The following is a 14,587-nucleotide window of genomic DNA, read 5'->3' as shown; positions in this document are numbered from 1 at the left end:
ATCCGGGTAGGGGCCTCTGGCCGTGCAGGTGGGCGGCGCCGGCGTCGGCCGGCGCGGTCAGCCAGCGCGGGTCGTCCTCAGGTGGTGGGCTTGAGGTCCTCGGGGTCGACCACGCCGGTGATGTCCTCGTCGCGGCGGTCGACGCCCGTCACCAGGTGGTAGGTGGCGCCGGCGATCACGGCCCCGACGATCGGCGCGACCCAGAAGGCCCACAGCTGGGCCGGGGCACCGTTGCCGTTGAAGAAGGCGACCGCCGTGGAGCGGGCCGGGTTCACCGACGTGTTGCTGATCGGGATCGAGATGAGGTGGATCAGGGTGAGGGCGAGGCCGATCGCGATCGGGGCGAAGCCGGTCGGGGCCCGGTCGTCGGTCGCGCCGAGGATGACGTAGAGGAAGAAGGCGGTGAGGATCGCCTCGGCGCACAGCACCGCGACCAGCGTGTAGCCGCCGGGGGAGTGGTCGCCGTAGCCGTTGGCCGCGAGGTTGCCCGTGGCGTCGAAGCCGGAGACGCCGCGGGCGATGCCCCACAGCGCCAGCCCGGCGAGCAGGCCGCCCACGACCTGGGCGGCGAGGTAGGCCGGGACGTCCCGCCAGGGGAACCGCTTGGCCACCGCGACCCCGATCGTGACCGCGGGGTTGAAGTGCGCACCCGAGACATGCCCCACGGCATACGCCATCGTCAGCACGGTGAGGCCGAACGCGAGGGCGACGCCGAGGAAGCCGATGCCCAGCTGGACCGCTTGGCCGGTCACGACGTTGGGCGCCAGGTACTTCGCCGAGAAGATGGCGCTGCCGCACCCGCCGAAGACGAGCCAGAAGGTGCCGAGCGCCTCGGCGCCCAGACGTGAGGTCAATGCAGGTGTGCGCATGCGCGGCTCTCCTTGTGCGACAGGGGGCCACCCGGCCCAGGCTGTGACCACTCTCCCGCACTCGGCGGCTTTGCACATGTGCGACACCCTGAGGGCTCCGGGCCGCCGACCCTCCGCCGAAGGGACGATGAGGGCCTCGTCGGAACCGTCCGAAGCGTGGCCGCAGACCGGGCGCATGCCGCGAAACGGACACCGGGTTCCGGCGATCTGCCGAGGCGCCGGGAGACGGTCACCTACCTTCAGGTCAGGGTCACGGCTGGCCGGGTGCAGGGACGGCCGCCGTGGTCCGGCACCTCGCACCGGGCCCCCGGTGCCGTGCCCCACGGACCACCCGACGGCGCGGTCTACTTCGGCAGCAGGGATGCCGAAGTCGGCGGCAGCCGCCCTTCGACGGCTGGTCGACAGGCCCCCGACCGCCGGTGCGCGCCCCTCGACCGGCCCAGGGCCGGGCTCAGTCGTCCGCCCCGCTGGACCCCTGGGCGCTGGACCTCTCGACGAACGCCGCGAGGTCCTTGGACTGCTGCAGCCGGCTGGGCTCGTGGACGTACATCATGTGGCCGGCCTCGTAGTAGGCGTGCTCGATGTTGCCGCGCAGCGACTCCGGGATCTCCAGGTGTGCCACGACGTCCTCCGCCCCGTAGTAGGGCGTCGCCCCGTCGTGGTAGCCGTAGGCGATGTGCACCTTGAGGTGGGGGTTGCCGCGCATGGCCCGGGCGAGCTGTGCGCTGACGTCGACCGGCTTGCCCTCGAACTCCTTGAACGACCAGTCGGTCGAGGCCAGCTCGGAGAGCTGGGTGTAGGGCAGGTCGTTGCGGTAGTCGAGCTCGTCCCGCACGTAGTGGTTCCAGGCGGCAGCGTAGGGACCGCTGATCGCGTCCATCGACGGGTCGGCGTCCCAGGTCTCCGCGTTGCCGTGGACCAGGGGCCCGGTGAACCGCGAGTCGAGGCGGCCCACCGCCAGGCCGCGGTCACGCAGCAGCTCGGTGAAGAAGCGGACGTGCTCGATCCGGAGGTCGGCGCGGTCCACGTAGTCCGGTGACAGTCCGGTCAGCGCGGCGAGGCGGCCGACGTGCTCGGCGCGCTCCGCGGCCGTCAGCCGCGACCCCCGCGACAGGGCCCACGGGTAGTCGCGCGCGGCATACTCCTCCGCCTCGGCGAGCACCGTCTTGAGCGACTTGCGCCCGTGCTTGCCGTGGAAGTGCGCCGTCGCGGCGTAGGTCGGCAGGTAGTCGACGTGCGCGCGGTCGTTGCGGAACTCGAAGTCGACCGTGGCCAGGTCGAGCACCGAGCTGATCAGCATGATGCCGTTGACGTAGAGCCCGTGGCGGGTCTGCAGGTGCTCGGCGAGGGCGGCCGCACGGATCGTGCCGTAGGACTCGCCGGCGATGAACTTCGGCGACAGCCAGCGGTTGTGGCGGGTGGTCCACAGGCGGATGAGCTCGCCCACGCTCTCGATGTCGGCCTTGAACCCGTGGTACTCCTTCGGCTTGCCACCCTCGACGGCGCGCGAGTAGCCGGTCGAGACGGGGTCGATGAAGACGAGGTCGGAGACGGCGAGCAGGCTCTCGGTGTTGTCGACGAGGTCGTAGGGCGGGGGCGTGAGCCGGCCGACGTCGCCCGAGTCGACCCGTCGTGGTCCGAGCAGCCCCAGGTGGAGCCAGACCGAGCTGGACCCCGGACCACCGTTGAACGCGAACGTCACGGGGCGACGGGTGCCGGCCGGCGCGTCGAGGACGTAGGAGGTGACGCCGAGCTCGGCCTTGGCCTGGTGTCCCTTGAAGACGCCGTCCTCGAACACCTCCGAGCGCATCACGATCCGCCCGGCCGTGGCCGTGTAGCGCAGGGTGCGGCGCCCGATCTTGAGGGTGTGCCGCGTGGTCACCAGGTCGTCCTTCGGGGGCACGGGAGGGGCCTCGGCGTTGGGCCTGCCGCCTGCCGCGCCGGCCGCGCCACCCACCGGGAGCGGGGAGGACTCGGCCGGGGTCGTGGGCGCAGGGGAGGTCTGCGGGGTCTCGTCGGGCATGGTCGGCACCCTAGTGCGGGTCACCGGGCGCTGGCACGGAGAATGGCCGGGTGCGACTGGTCTCCGCGAACGTCAACGGCATTCGTGCCGCCGCCCGCCGTGGTGGGATGACGTGGCTGGCCGAGCAGCAGCCCGACGTGCTGTGCCTGCAGGAGGTGCGCGCCACGGACGACCAGCTCCGGGAGTGCCTCGAGCTCGGTGGCTTCGGTGACTGGCACGTCGCACACACCGAGGCTGAGTCGAAGGGTCGCGCCGGCGTCGCCGTGGTCAGCCGGCAGCCCCAGTCACGGGTGCAGGTCGCGGTCGGTCCGGCGGAGTTCGACGGCACCGGGCGCTGGGTCGAGGCCGACCTCGAGACGCCGGCCGGGACCGTGACCGTCGTCTCGACCTACGTCCACACCGGTGACGCCGGCACCCCGCGCCAGGAGCAGAAGCTGCGCTTCCTCGACGCCATCGGCTCGCGCCTCGACGCCTGGACCTCCTCGGGGTCGCTCGCCGTCGTCACCGGAGACCTCAACGTCGCCCACCGCGAGGACGACCTCAAGAACTGGAAGGGCAACCTGCGCAAGTCCGGGTTCCTGCCCGAGGAGCGCGACCGCTTCGACCGCTGGTTCGCGGCCGGGCACTGGGTCGACGTGCACCGGGCGGCGCACGGGCCGGGCCCGGGTCCCTACACGTGGTGGTCCTGGCGCGGCAAGGCCTTCGACAACGACGCGGGCTGGCGGATCGACTACCAGCTGGCGAGCCGCCCCCTGGCGGCTCGGGCCGCGACCGCCTCGGTCGGCCGTGCGGCGGCCTACGACCTGCGCTGGTCGGACCACGCGGCAGTGGTGGTCGACTACGACCTGGGCTGAGCCGGCCACCGGGTTCGCGACGGGCGGGTCGTCGCGGAGCCGACCAGGTGCGACCACCCCGGGCGGGGTCGGTCAGGCGTCGCGGCCGGCTGACCCGGAGGCGGTGACCACGAAGCAGTCGGGTGCACCGAAGCCGCTGTCGGCGAAGGCCTTCTCCACGGCCGTGATGGTGGCCTCTGCCGCGTCCGCCTGCACGAGGGCGATGGCCGACCCGCCGAACCCGCCGCCGGTCATCCGGGCGCCCAGGGCTCCGGCCCTGACCGCTGCGTCGACCGCGGTGTCGAGCTCGGCGACCGAGATCTCGAAGTCGTCACGCATCGAGGCGTGCGACTCGAGGAAGAGCCGGCCCACCGCCTGGAAGTCGTCGTTCCGCAGCGCTCCGACCGCCTGGCGCACCCGCTCGATCTCGGTGACGACGTGTCGCGCCCGGCGTCGGAGCAGGTCCGAGGACAGCGTGGGGAGGATTTCCGCAAGGTCGTCCGCGGAGACCTCGCGCAGGCTGGCCACGTCCAGCTCCCGGGCTGCCTGCTCGCACGAGTCGCGGCGCTCGGCGTACTGGCCGTCGACGAGCGCGTGCTCGGCGCGGGTGTCCATGACGAGCAGGGCGAGCCCGTGGGCGGCCAGGTCGAACGGCACCTGCTCGGTGCTGTGGTCGCGGCAGTCGAGGAGCAGGGCATGGCCCTCCTCGGCGAGCAGCGCGGCTGACTGGTCCATCCCCCCGGTGGGGGCCTGGGCGACGGCGTTCTCGGCCTCCACGCACACGGCGGCGAGCGTGGACCGTCCCGACGCGGAGGCAAGGAGCCCCAGGTCGTGGAGGTCGGACGCCGCCGCCACCACGGCACACTCCAGCGCGGCCGAGCTGGACAGTCCGGCGCCGAGCGGCACCCGGCCGTCGACGGCCACGTCGAGCCCGCCCACGGCATACCCGGCGCCGCGCAGTGACCACGGCACCCCTGCGACGTAGGCGGCCCACCCACTCGGGTTTCCGGGACCGACGGCTCCGAGCGAGACCTCGACCAGGCCGTCGGCCTGCGCCGACACGACGCGCACGACGTCGTCGTCGCGCCGGCGTACGGCCGCGAAGGTGCGCTGCGGCAGCGCGATCGGCAGGCAGAGGCCACCGTTGTAGTCGGTGTGCTCCCCGATCAGGTTGACCCGCCCGGGCGCCGACCACACCCCCGAGGGCTCGGCGCCGAAGGTGGAACGGAAGAGCTCGGCCGCGTGGTCGGCGGTCACAGGGCCACGTCCCGCAGGCGCTCCGCGATCTGCTCCGGTGGGACGTCGTTCACCCAGCCACCAACCCCGGACTCCGAGCCGGCCAGGTACTTCAGCTTCTTCGGGGAGCGCAGGACCGACATCACCTGGAGGTGCAGGCGCGACACCTCGCGCCCCCGGCTGCTCGGGGCCTGGTGCCACCCGGCGATGTAGGGCAGCCGGATCGGGCTGCCGTCCTTCGTCACGTAGTAGCGGTCGAGCCGTCGCAGCAGGTCGAGGTAGACCGAGGCCAGGTCGTCGCGCTCCGCAGGGGTGAGGGACGGCAGGTCGGGGACGTCGCGCCGCGGCGCCAGGTGCACCTCGACCGGCCAGCGCGCCGCGAAGGGGACGTACGCCACCCAGTGCTCGCTCTCGGCGACGATCCGGACCTTCGCCTCGAGCTCCGCGGCGAGGATGTCGGCCCCGAGCAGCCGTCCGGTGCGGGCGTGGTGCTCCGTCGCCTGCGCCAGGATGGCCGCGGAGCGTTGCGGCACATAGGGATACGCGTAGATCTGGCCGTGGGGGTGGTGCAGGGTGACGCCGATCTGCTGGCCGCGGTTCTCGAAGCAGAAGACCTGCTCCACCTCGGGAAGCGCGCCCAGCTCGGCCGTCCGGTCGGCCCACACGTCGATGACGGTGCGGGCCCGGCTGGGGGAGAGGTCGGCGAAGGTCGAGTCGTGGTCGCTGGTGAAGCAGACCACCTCGCACCGTCCCAGGGCCGGTGCAGTGCGGTCGAGGTCGTCGGTCGCACCGTCGTCGGGGTGGTGGTCCGAGACCGGCGCGAAGGAGGGGAACCGGTTCTCGAACACCACGACGTCGTAGGCCGCCTCCGGCACCTCGGAGGGGACGCTGCCGGTGCCCGTGGGGCACAGCGGGCACTCGTCCTTGGGCGGCAGGAAGGTCCGGTTGAGCCGGTGCCCGGCGACGGCCACCCAGTCGCCCACGAGGGCGTCGTGGCGCAGCTCGCCCGAGAGCGCGCGCTCCCCGAGGGGGCGCTGGTCCTCGGCCGTGCGCGGGGGCGCGTCCGGGGTGTCGTCGAAGTAGATGATCTCCCGACCGTCCGCGAGCCGACGGCTGGTGCGGGTCAGGTTCATGGGTTTCCTCGTCGGGATCGGTCGAGCCGGGTGCGGGAGGGGTGGGCGATGGTCACCTCGGCGCCGGCCTCGGAGAGGGCGGTGCGGGCGCGCGACCCGAGGCCCTCGTCGGAGACCACGAGGTCGACCGACGAGAGCGGGATGATGGTGCTGAGGCCGACGGTGCCCCACTTGGTGTGGTCGGCCAGGACGCACACCTGCCGGGACGTCTCGACCATCGCGCGGTTGGTCTCCGCCTCGACGAGGTTGGGGGTGGTGAGGCCGGCCCGCGCGTCCATGCCGTGCACGCCGAGGAACAAGCGGTCGACGTGGAGCATCCGCAGGGCCGTGACGGCCACCGGTCCGACGAGCGCGTCCGAGGGGGTCCGGACGCCGCCGGTCAGGACGACGGTCTGCCCGGGCGCCCCGGACTCGTGCAGCAGCTGGGCGACGGGCACCGAGTTGGTGACCACGGTGAGGTCGGGGACGGAGCAGACCACCCGCGCGAACTCGAAGGTGGTCGTGCCGGCGGAGATCCCGATGGCCGCCCCCGGCTCGACGAGCTGGGCGGCCGTCTCGGCGATGGCGACCTTCTGGGCGTGCATCAGCCCGGACTTGACGGTGAAGCCGGGCTCCTCGCTGCTGCGGCTGCCGACCGCGAGGGCGCCGCCGTGCACCCGCTCGACCAGGCCCTCCCCGGCGAGCTGCTCGATGTCGCGCCGCACGGTCATGTCGGAGACGCCGAGCTGCTCGACCAGCTCGGACACGCGAACCGCGCCACTCTCCTCGACGAGCCCGAGGATGGTGGTGCGACGCTGGCTCGCGAGCATCTCGATCAGTCCTCCCTGACGACGGCGACGCCACCCGGCGCGAGGGTGACGGTTGGCCCCACCGGGCCATCAGCCACCACATCATGGCCGCTCACGGCCACCTGCTGGGGGTTGCCGGTGTCGTTGATCAGGAACAGCCACGAGCCCTCGGCGCCGCTGCGGCGGGTGGCCTCGACGCCGGGTGGGACGTCGGCGACCGGGGAGACCCCGCCGGCCCGGGTGACCCGGGCGAGGAGGTCCGCCAGTGCGGAGTCGTCGGGGAGCGTGCTGAGGTACCACGCCGCGCCGTCCCCGGTGACGCGACGGGTGAGGCTGGGTCGTCCGGCCAGGGGGCCCGCGGCATACCGGTCGAGCACCTCGCTGTCGACGGCGGTGACGTCCTCGCTCCACAGCCGTCCGGCGCCGCCCCCGGCGAGCGCGACGGTCTCACCCGGCATCAACGGGAAGAACTCCTCGACGCGGACGCCGAGCAGGTCGCGGAAGGCGCCGGGGTAGCCGCCGAGCCGCACGTGGTCGTCCTCGGTGGAGATGCCGGAGAAGAAGGTGACCAGCACCTGGGCGCCGGCCTCCGCGGCCGCGGCGATGGCCGCCGCGTGCTCGTCGGTCACCAGGTAGAGGGTGGGCACCACCACGACCCGGTATGCCGTGAGGTCGGCACTCGGGTGCACCACGTCGGCCGTGACACCCTGGTCGCGCAGCACGCGGTGGATGGCGTGGGCGGTCGTGGGGTAGCGCAGCTCGCTGGACGGCATCGCGGGTCCGTGGGCGGCCCACTGGGCCTGGTAGTCCCACAGGATCGCGACGTCGGCCTCGACCCGGGCGCCCTTGAGCGCCCCGAGCCGTCCAGCCAGCGCACCGAGCTCGCAGACCTCGCGGAACCGCGCGCTGTCGCGACCGGCGTGGGGGACCAGGGCGGAGTGGAACTTCTCGGACCCCGACCGGGACTGCCGCCACTGGAAGAAGCCGATGGTGTCAGCGCCCCTCGCCACGTGGGCGATGCTGTCGCGCATTGTCTGGCCGGGGTCCTTCGCCGGGTTGACCGGCTGCCAGTTCACGGCGCTGGTGGAGTGCTCCATCAGCAGCCAGGGAGCGCCACCGGCCAGACCCCGGGTGAGGTCGCCGCTGAAGGCGAGCTCGGCACGGGGGTGCTCGAGGGTGGCCACGACGTAGTGGTCGGTGCTCACGATGTCCTGGTCGGGCGCCCACTGGTGGTAGTCGAGGTGGTCGAAGTGCGCGAGCGTCATGAAGTTGGTCGTCACCGGCACCCCCGGCGAGAGGTCGTTGAGGATGGCCTTCTCGCTGCGGTGGAAGTCGAGCAGGGTGTCGGACTGGAAGCGCTTGTAGTCGAGCTCGTGGGTCGGGTTCGCGAAGGTCGTCGTGAGCCGCGGCGGCAGGACCTGCTCCCAGTCGGTGTAGCGCTGGCTCCAGAAGGCGGTGCCCCAGGCGTCGTTCAGGCGGTCGAGCCCTGCGTAGCGGCGCACCAGCCAGACCCGGAACCCGGCGGCGCAGGTGTCGCAGTAGCAGGGGATGTTGTGGCAGGCGTACTCGTTCGAGACGTGCCACAGGGCCAGGGCGGGGTGGTCGTGGTAGCGCTGCGCCAGCTGGGTGGTGAGGGCCAGCGCGTGCTCGCGGTAGACGCGTGAGCTCGGGCACCAGGCCTGGCGGCTGCCCGGCCAGAGGGTCCGCCCCTCGTGGTCGACGGGCAGGATCTCGGGGTGCTCCGCGGACAGCCACGGGGGCGGGGTGGCGGTGGCGGTGGCGAGGTCGACCGCGATGTCGTTCTCGTGGAGCAGGCCCATGATGTCGTCGAGCCAGCCGAAGTCGTACTCGCCCTTGGCCGGCTCGAGCCACGACCACGAGAAGACGCCCAGCGTCACGAACGAGACGCCGGACTCCCGCATGAGCTCCATGTCCTCGGCCCACACCTCACGGGGCCACTGCTCAGGGTTGTAGTCGCCCCCGAAGGCGATCCGGTCTGTCGGCCACTGACGCATGGGCGACAGTGTTGCGCCGCTCAGGAACCCATGTCAACAAAAATCAACACTTGCTGCCGGCGGACGGGAGCGCTTCGGGCGGCAACCGTGTTTACAACGTTGAAAGGTTGTGGTTGAGCCAATCTCGTTCTCTGACAACGATTCGGAACGGTTCTGGGAAAGGGTTGACAGCCGTGGCTGTGGCCGGTCATCCTCGTGTTTTGTTGGTGGTTTTTGATCGAATCTGTCGAGATGATCGTCCTCACCACGCCGGTGCAATTCGCGTTCAAAGGAGACCGCATGTCCCGCCCCGCCTCCGAGGCCGAGTACCTCGCCCGCCTCGTCCCCGACTCTGTCCGCGGTGTGAGCCGTCGGACCCTGCTCCGCGGCGCCCTCGGCGCCGGCACCCTCCTCGCCGCCCCGACGCTGCTGTCCGCCTGTGGCGGCGGCGGCGACGGCGGCACCACAGGTGCCGCCAAGGGCACCGTGACCGTCGGCTCCAACCAGTCGGACGCCGTCCCGAAGGCTGCGATCCAGGCCGTCATGGACGCCTTCCAGAAGGCCAACGCCGGCCTGACGGCCAAGGTCAACACGATCGACCACAACTCGTTCCAGGAGAACATCAACAACTACCTCCAGGGCTCGCCCGACGACGTCTGGATGTGGTTCGCGGGCTACCGGATGCGGTTCTTCGCCTCCAAGGGCCTCGCCGGTGACGTCTCGGACGTCTGGAAGGACCTGTCCGGCGCCGGGATGTCCGACGCGCTCAAGAAGTCCTCGACCGGGGACGACGGCAAGCAGTACTTCGTGCCGTCGACCTACTACCCGTGGGCGATGTTCTACCGCAAGAGCGTCTTCGAGCAGCACGGCTACACCGAGCCCAAGACGCTCGACGAGTTCAAGACGCTCGGCACGCAGATGAAGAAGGACGGCCTGGTCCCGATCGCCTTCGGCGACAAGGACGGCTGGCCCGCGATGGGCACCTTCGACCAGCTCAACCTGCGCGTCAACGGCTACGACTTCCACGTCAGCCTGATGGCCGGCAAGGAGGCCTGGAACGGCGACAAGGTCAAGAAGGTCTTCGACACCTGGGCCGGGCTGCTCGAGTACCACCAGCCCGACTCGCTCGGACGCACCTGGCAGGAGGCCGCGCAGGCGCTCCAGCAGAAGAAGGCCGGCACCTACCTGCTCGGCTCCTTCGTCGCCCAGCAGTTCGCCAAGGGGGCGGAGCAGGAGGACCTCACCTTCTTCAACTTCCCGGAGATCGACTCCACCATCGGCGCGGACGCCATCGAGGCGCCCATCGACGGCTACATGATGGCCAAGCGTCCGAAGAACGAGGCCGGTGCCAAGAAGCTGCTCGGCTACGTCGGCTCCGCCGCGGCGCAGAACATCGTCGTCAAGGCCGACCCGAGCGTCATCGCGACGAACGACCAGGCCGACAAGGCGGCATACACCTCGCTGCAGAAGAAGTCGGTCGAGTTCGTCTCGCAGGCCAAGTCGATCGCCCAGTTCATGGACCGGGACACCCGGCCCGACTTCGCATCGACGGTGATGATCCCCGCCATCCAGTCCTTCCTCAAGAACCCGAAGGACATCGACGGACTGGTCAACAACATCGAGAAGCAGAAGAAGAGCATCTTCGCGAGCTGACGCCCGCGACGACGCCGAGGAGCCACCGTGCCGACACGTACCGCACCACGAGAGACCAAGCCCAGCAAGCCCGGGCGCTCGAAGCCTGGGCGCTCCAAGTACAAGGGGATCGACCACCTCAGCCCGGTCGACCGGGTCGTGGTCAGCTTGATGATCGTGGTGCCGACGCTGTTGGTGCTGTGGCTCGTCGTCGTGCCGGCGGTCGGGTCGGTCCTGCTCTCCTTCACCAACTGGGACGGGATCGGCCCGATCTCCTCGGCCAAGGTCGTGGGACTCCAGAACTACAAGGACGTCCTGACGATCTACCCACCGTTCGTGCCGGCGCTCCAGCACAACCTGATCTGGTTGGCCGTGATGTTCTTCATCGCCACCCCGATCGGGATGTTCCTCGCGATCCTGCTCGACCGGGAGGTGCGCGGTTCGCGGATCTACCAGACCGCGATCTACCTGCCGGTGGTGCTGTCGCTGGCCCTGGTCGGTTTCATCTGGCAGCTCATCTACAGCCGTGACCAGGGTTTCATCAACCAGATCACCGGCGGCTCGATCGACTGGTACGGCGACACCCGCTACAACCTCTGGGCAGCCCTGGTGGCCTCGAGCTGGCGACACGTCGGCTACATCATGCTGCTCTACCTGGCCGGGCTGAAGGGCGTCGACCCGACGCTGCGCGAGGCGGCCAAGGTCGACGGGGCCAACGAGCGGACCACGTTCTTCAAGGTCGTCTTCCCCGTGATGTTCCCGATCAACATCATCGTGCTCGTGGTCACCGTGATCGAGTCGCTGCGGGCCTTCGACCTGGTCTGGGTCATCAACAAGGGCCGCAACGGCCTCGAGCTGATCTCGACCCTCGTGACGAGCAACATCGTGGGGGAGGCCAGCCGGATCGGCTTCGGCTCGGCCCTCGCCACCTTCATGCTCGTCATCTCCTCCATCTTCATCGTCATCTACCTACGGATCGTCATGAGGGAGCAGCGATGACTGCCAGCAGCGAGGCGCCCCAGGTGGTGGCGCCGAAACTCCGGAACCCGTTGGGCAACAAGCGTCCCCAGGGCGCCGGGTCCAAGAAGGGCAACCGCGGCATCCAGGTCTTCCTGGCCGTCGTCGCGCTCGTCTGGATCTTCCCGGTCGCCTACGCCGTGCTCAACAGCTTCCGGGACTACGCCTACACGTCGAAGCACGGCTACCTGTCCTTCGGCGGGTTCACGCTGGCCAACTACAAGAACGCGTGGGAACAGGCCAACTTCTCCCACACCATGCTCAACTCGGCCTACATCACGGTGCCCGCCGTGCTGCTCACGCTCTTCCTGTCGAGCTGCGTGGCGTTCGTGGTCGCGCGGTTCTCGTTCAAGTTCAACCTCGCCCTGCTCGGGCTCTTCACCGCGGCGAACCTGCTGCCGCCCCAGGCCCTGCTCATCCCGGTCTACCGGATGTTCCGCGCCATCGAGGTGCCGTTCTGGGTCAGCGACTCGGGCACCCTGCTCAACTCGTACTGGGGCCTGATCCTCGTCAACGTGGCCTTCCAGACCGGGTTCTGCACGTTCGTGCTCTCCAACTACATGAAGACGCTGCCCCGCGAGCTCTACGAGTCGGCCGTGGTCGACGGGGCCGGCGTGCTGCGCCAGTTCTTCCAGCTCACGCTGCCGCTGTGCCGCCCCCCGCTCGCCGCGCTGGCCACCCTCGAGGTGACCTGGATCTACAACGAGTTCTTCTGGGCGACGGTGCTGCTCCAGTCGGGCGACAAGTACCCCGTGACGAGCTCGATCAACAACCTGCGCGGACAGTTCTTCACCGACAACAACCTGGTGGCGGCCGGCTCCGTGGTCATCGCCCTGCCCACCCTGATCGTCTTCTTCCTCCTGCAGAAGCAGTTCGTCGCAGGCCTGACCCTGGGAGCAACCAAGGGATGACGTTGCCGACCGCAACCCTCCGGTCCGCTGGCACCTGCCTCGTCCTCGACACCTCGGGGGGAGGCCTCCCGAGGGTGCTCCACTGGGGCGCCGACCTGCCGGACGCCGTGGTGTCCGAGCTGCCGGGCCTCGTGGTCGGCCCCGTGCCGCACAACGCCCTCGACGAGCCGTGGCCGTTGACCGTGCTGCCCACCAGCGGTGACGGCTGGATGGGCACCCCCGGGTATGCCGCGCACCGAGGCGGTGGCGCGGCCGCCGCCCGGTGGGGCGTCACCACCCGCTCGGACGGTGACCGGGCGCTGGTCACCACCGCGAGCGACGGTCGGACCGAGGTCGTGCTGCGGCACGCCTTCGACGAGCACGGCGTGCTGCGGGTGTCGACCTCGCTGACGAACACCGGCGGCGACGCCGAGGGGACGGTCCTCGACGTGGGCGCGCTGCGGGCACTGCTCCCGCTCCCGTCCCGTGCCACCGAGGTGCTCGACCTGACCGGACGCTGGTGTCGTGAGCGCTCACCCCAACGCTCGGTCCTCCAGGACGGCACCCACCTGCGCGCCTCCCGCCGGGGTCGCACCGGTCACGACGCCACCTTGCTGCTGACCGTCGGCACGGCCGGCTTCGGCTTCCGCGCCGGCGAGGTCTGGTCGGTCCACGTCGCGTGGAGCGGCAACCACGAGCACCTCACCGAACGGCTCCCCGAGGGCGCGGGCGTCCACGCCGCCGTGCTCGGCGGTGGGGAGCTGCTCGAGCCCGGCGAGGTGCGGCTCGCGCCCGGGGAGACCTACACGGCGCCCGACGTCGTGTTCGTCCACGCCACCGACGGCCTCGACGGGCTGTCCCGCAGGCTGCACCGGAGCCAGCGCAGCACCGCCGCCCACAGCAACGACCCGCGGCCCTTGGTGCTCAACACCTGGGAGGCGGTCTACTTCGACCACGACCTCGACCGCCTGAAGCAGCTCGCCGACACGGCGGCCGGCATCGGCGTCGAGCGGTTCGTCCTCGACGACGGCTGGTTCGGCAGCCGCCGCGACGACACCAGCGGGCTCGGTGACTGGGTGGTGTCCACCGACGCGTGGCCGGAGGGGCTCACCCCCCTCGTCGAGCACGTCAAGAGCCGGGGCATGGAGTTCGGGCTGTGGTTCGAGCCCGAGATGGTCAACCTCGACTCCGACCTGGTGCGCGCCCACCCCGACTGGGTCCTCGGCCCGCAGGCCGGTCACCCGCGTCCGTCCCGGCAGCAGCACGTCCTCGACCTCGCCAACCCCGCTGCGGCCGCGCACGTCGAGCAGCAGATCAGTGCGCTCGTCGGCGACCTCGGCATCGACTTCGTCAAGTGGGACCACAACCGCGACCTGCACGAGGCCCTGCGCACCGGCCCCGACGGGGTCGACCGGCCGGCCGTGCACGCCCAGACGACCGCGTTCTACGCCCTCCTCGACCGGCTCCGGGCCGCCCACCCCGCGCTCGAGATCGAGTCGTGCTCGAGCGGGGGCGCGCGGGTCGACCTCGGCGTCCTGGCCCGCACCGACCGGATCTGGACGAGCGACTGCAACGACGCGCTCGAGCGCGCCCAGATCCAGCGGTGGACCTCCCTGCTCGTGCCGGCCGAGCTGATGGGCACGCACGTCGGCCCGGCGACCGCACACACCACCCACCGCACGCTCGACCTGTCCTTCCGGATGCTGCTGGCGCTCCAGGGCCACGCGGGCCTGGAGTGGGACATCACCGGGTGCACCCCCGACGAGCTGACCGCGCTGACCGCCTGGTCCGGGTTGTACCGCGAGCTGCGCCCGCTGCTGCACACCGGTGACCTCGTGCGCGCCGACCTCCCCGAGGAGCAGGGGCTGCTCGTGACGGGCACCGTCGCGCCGGGCGGTGAGCAGGCGGCATACACGGTCCTGCGGACCCAGACCGGCCCGTCGGTGGCGCCCGGCCTCCTCACCCTCCCCGGGCTCGACCCAGCGCAGACCTACACGGTGCGGGTCCGGCCGGAGGCGGGCCTGCCCGCGGTGACCCAGGTGCGCGGACCGCGCTGGTGGGATGACGCCCTCGGGGCGGGCCTGCGGGTCAGCGGGGCCGCGCTGGGACAGGTCGGGTTGGCCCTCCCCGTGCTCGCCCCCGCCCAAGGTTTCCTCCTGCACCTGACCTGAC

At 71.0% G+C, this 14,587-nt stretch carries 11 protein-coding genes; 5 read left to right on the top strand and 6 right to left on the bottom strand.

The window, feature by feature from the left end:
• Nucleotides 1-77: 77 nt before the first annotated feature.
• Nucleotides 78-869: an aquaporin Z gene (aqpZ, locus tag ABD262_RS18720; RefSeq protein ID WP_344139499.1), complete on the bottom strand. Its 792-nt coding sequence runs from the start codon at nucleotides 867-869 to the stop codon at nucleotides 78-80.
• Between the two features lie 451 nt (nucleotides 870-1,320).
• Entirely contained in the window at nucleotides 1,321-2,892 is a 1,572-nt protein-coding gene (locus tag ABD262_RS18715; RefSeq protein WP_344139496.1) for a S10 family peptidase, read from the bottom strand.
• 50 nt (nucleotides 2,893-2,942) lie between these two features.
• Between ABD262_RS18715 and ABD262_RS18710 the strand changes: the two genes are divergently transcribed.
• Nucleotides 2,943-3,746: an exodeoxyribonuclease III gene (locus tag ABD262_RS18710; protein WP_344139493.1), complete on the top strand. Its 804-nt coding sequence runs from the start codon at nucleotides 2,943-2,945 to the stop codon at nucleotides 3,744-3,746.
• Between the two features lie 72 nt (nucleotides 3,747-3,818).
• Here the strand turns inward: ABD262_RS18710 and galK are convergent, their stop codons facing one another.
• From galK to ABD262_RS18690, 4 genes are read right to left on the bottom strand one after another with little or no spacing between them, the layout of a single operon-like run.
• A complete protein-coding gene (gene galK, locus ABD262_RS18705; protein ID WP_344139490.1) occupies nucleotides 3,819-4,982 on the bottom strand; it encodes a galactokinase in 1,164 nt (387 codons plus the stop codon).
• Nucleotides 4,979-6,094: a galactose-1-phosphate uridylyltransferase gene (gene galT, locus ABD262_RS18700; RefSeq protein ID WP_344139487.1), complete on the bottom strand. Its 1,116-nt coding sequence runs from the start codon at nucleotides 6,092-6,094 to the stop codon at nucleotides 4,979-4,981. Before galT ends, galK begins: the two co-directional genes overlap by 4 nt.
• A complete protein-coding gene (locus tag ABD262_RS18695; RefSeq protein WP_344139484.1) occupies nucleotides 6,091-6,903 on the bottom strand; it encodes a DeoR/GlpR family DNA-binding transcription regulator in 813 nt (270 codons plus the stop codon). The genes galT and ABD262_RS18695 overlap by 4 nt, the downstream gene beginning before the upstream one ends.
• Before the next feature lie 5 nt (nucleotides 6,904-6,908).
• Nucleotides 6,909-8,897 carry a beta-galactosidase gene (locus tag ABD262_RS18690; protein ID WP_344139481.1) on the bottom strand — a complete coding sequence of 663 codons (1,989 nt, stop codon included), beginning with the start codon at nucleotides 8,895-8,897 and terminating at the stop codon, nucleotides 6,909-6,911.
• Between the two features lie 279 nt (nucleotides 8,898-9,176).
• Between ABD262_RS18690 and ABD262_RS18685 the strand changes: the two genes are divergently transcribed.
• From ABD262_RS18685 to ABD262_RS18670, 4 genes are read left to right on the top strand one after another with little or no spacing between them, the layout of a single operon-like run.
• Entirely contained in the window at nucleotides 9,177-10,529 is a 1,353-nt protein-coding gene (locus ABD262_RS18685; RefSeq protein WP_344139478.1) for an ABC transporter substrate-binding protein, read from the top strand.
• Between the two features lie 27 nt (nucleotides 10,530-10,556).
• The gene (locus ABD262_RS18680) at nucleotides 10,557-11,507 is read left to right on the top strand and encodes a carbohydrate ABC transporter permease (RefSeq protein ID WP_344139475.1); all 951 of its coding nucleotides are present in this window, start codon (nucleotides 10,557-10,559) and stop codon (nucleotides 11,505-11,507) included.
• Complete coding sequence (locus ABD262_RS18675; RefSeq protein ID WP_344139472.1) at nucleotides 11,504-12,436, top strand: carbohydrate ABC transporter permease; 933 nt, start codon at nucleotides 11,504-11,506, stop codon at nucleotides 12,434-12,436. Before ABD262_RS18680 ends, ABD262_RS18675 begins: the two co-directional genes overlap by 4 nt.
• Entirely contained in the window at nucleotides 12,433-14,586 is a 2,154-nt protein-coding gene (locus tag ABD262_RS18670; RefSeq protein WP_344139469.1) for an alpha-galactosidase, read from the top strand. Before ABD262_RS18675 ends, ABD262_RS18670 begins: the two co-directional genes overlap by 4 nt.
• Nucleotide 14,587 lies beyond the last annotated feature (1 nt).

Source organism: Pedococcus bigeumensis, from assembly GCF_039531795.1.
Lineage (GTDB): Bacteria > Actinomycetota > Actinomycetes > Actinomycetales > Dermatophilaceae > Pedococcus > Pedococcus bigeumensis.
This window is presented reverse-complemented; position numbering and strand designations above follow the sequence as displayed.

What these genes read in the sequence shown, in the direction of transcription:
- aqpZ (WP_344139499.1), bottom strand. Translation starts at nt 869, where the DNA reads ATGCGCACACCTGCATTGACCTCACGTCTGGGCGCCGAGGCGCTCGGC.
- ABD262_RS18715 (WP_344139496.1), bottom strand. Translation starts at nt 2,892, where the DNA reads ATGCCCGACGAGACCCCGCAGACCTCCCCTGCGCCCACGACCCCGGCC.
- galT (WP_344139487.1), bottom strand. Translation starts at nt 6,094, where the DNA reads ATGAACCTGACCCGCACCAGCCGTCGGCTCGCGGACGGTCGGGAGATC.
- ABD262_RS18695 (WP_344139484.1), bottom strand. Translation starts at nt 6,903, where the DNA reads ATGCTCGCGAGCCAGCGTCGCACCACCATCCTCGGGCTCGTCGAGGAG.
- ABD262_RS18690 (WP_344139481.1), bottom strand. Translation starts at nt 8,897, where the DNA reads ATGCGTCAGTGGCCGACAGACCGGATCGCCTTCGGGGGCGACTACAAC.
- ABD262_RS18685 (WP_344139478.1), top strand. Translation starts at nt 9,177, where the DNA reads ATGTCCCGCCCCGCCTCCGAGGCCGAGTACCTCGCCCGCCTCGTCCCC.
- ABD262_RS18675 (WP_344139472.1), top strand. Translation starts at nt 11,504, where the DNA reads ATGACTGCCAGCAGCGAGGCGCCCCAGGTGGTGGCGCCGAAACTCCGG.
- ABD262_RS18670 (WP_344139469.1), top strand. Translation starts at nt 12,433, where the DNA reads ATGACGTTGCCGACCGCAACCCTCCGGTCCGCTGGCACCTGCCTCGTC.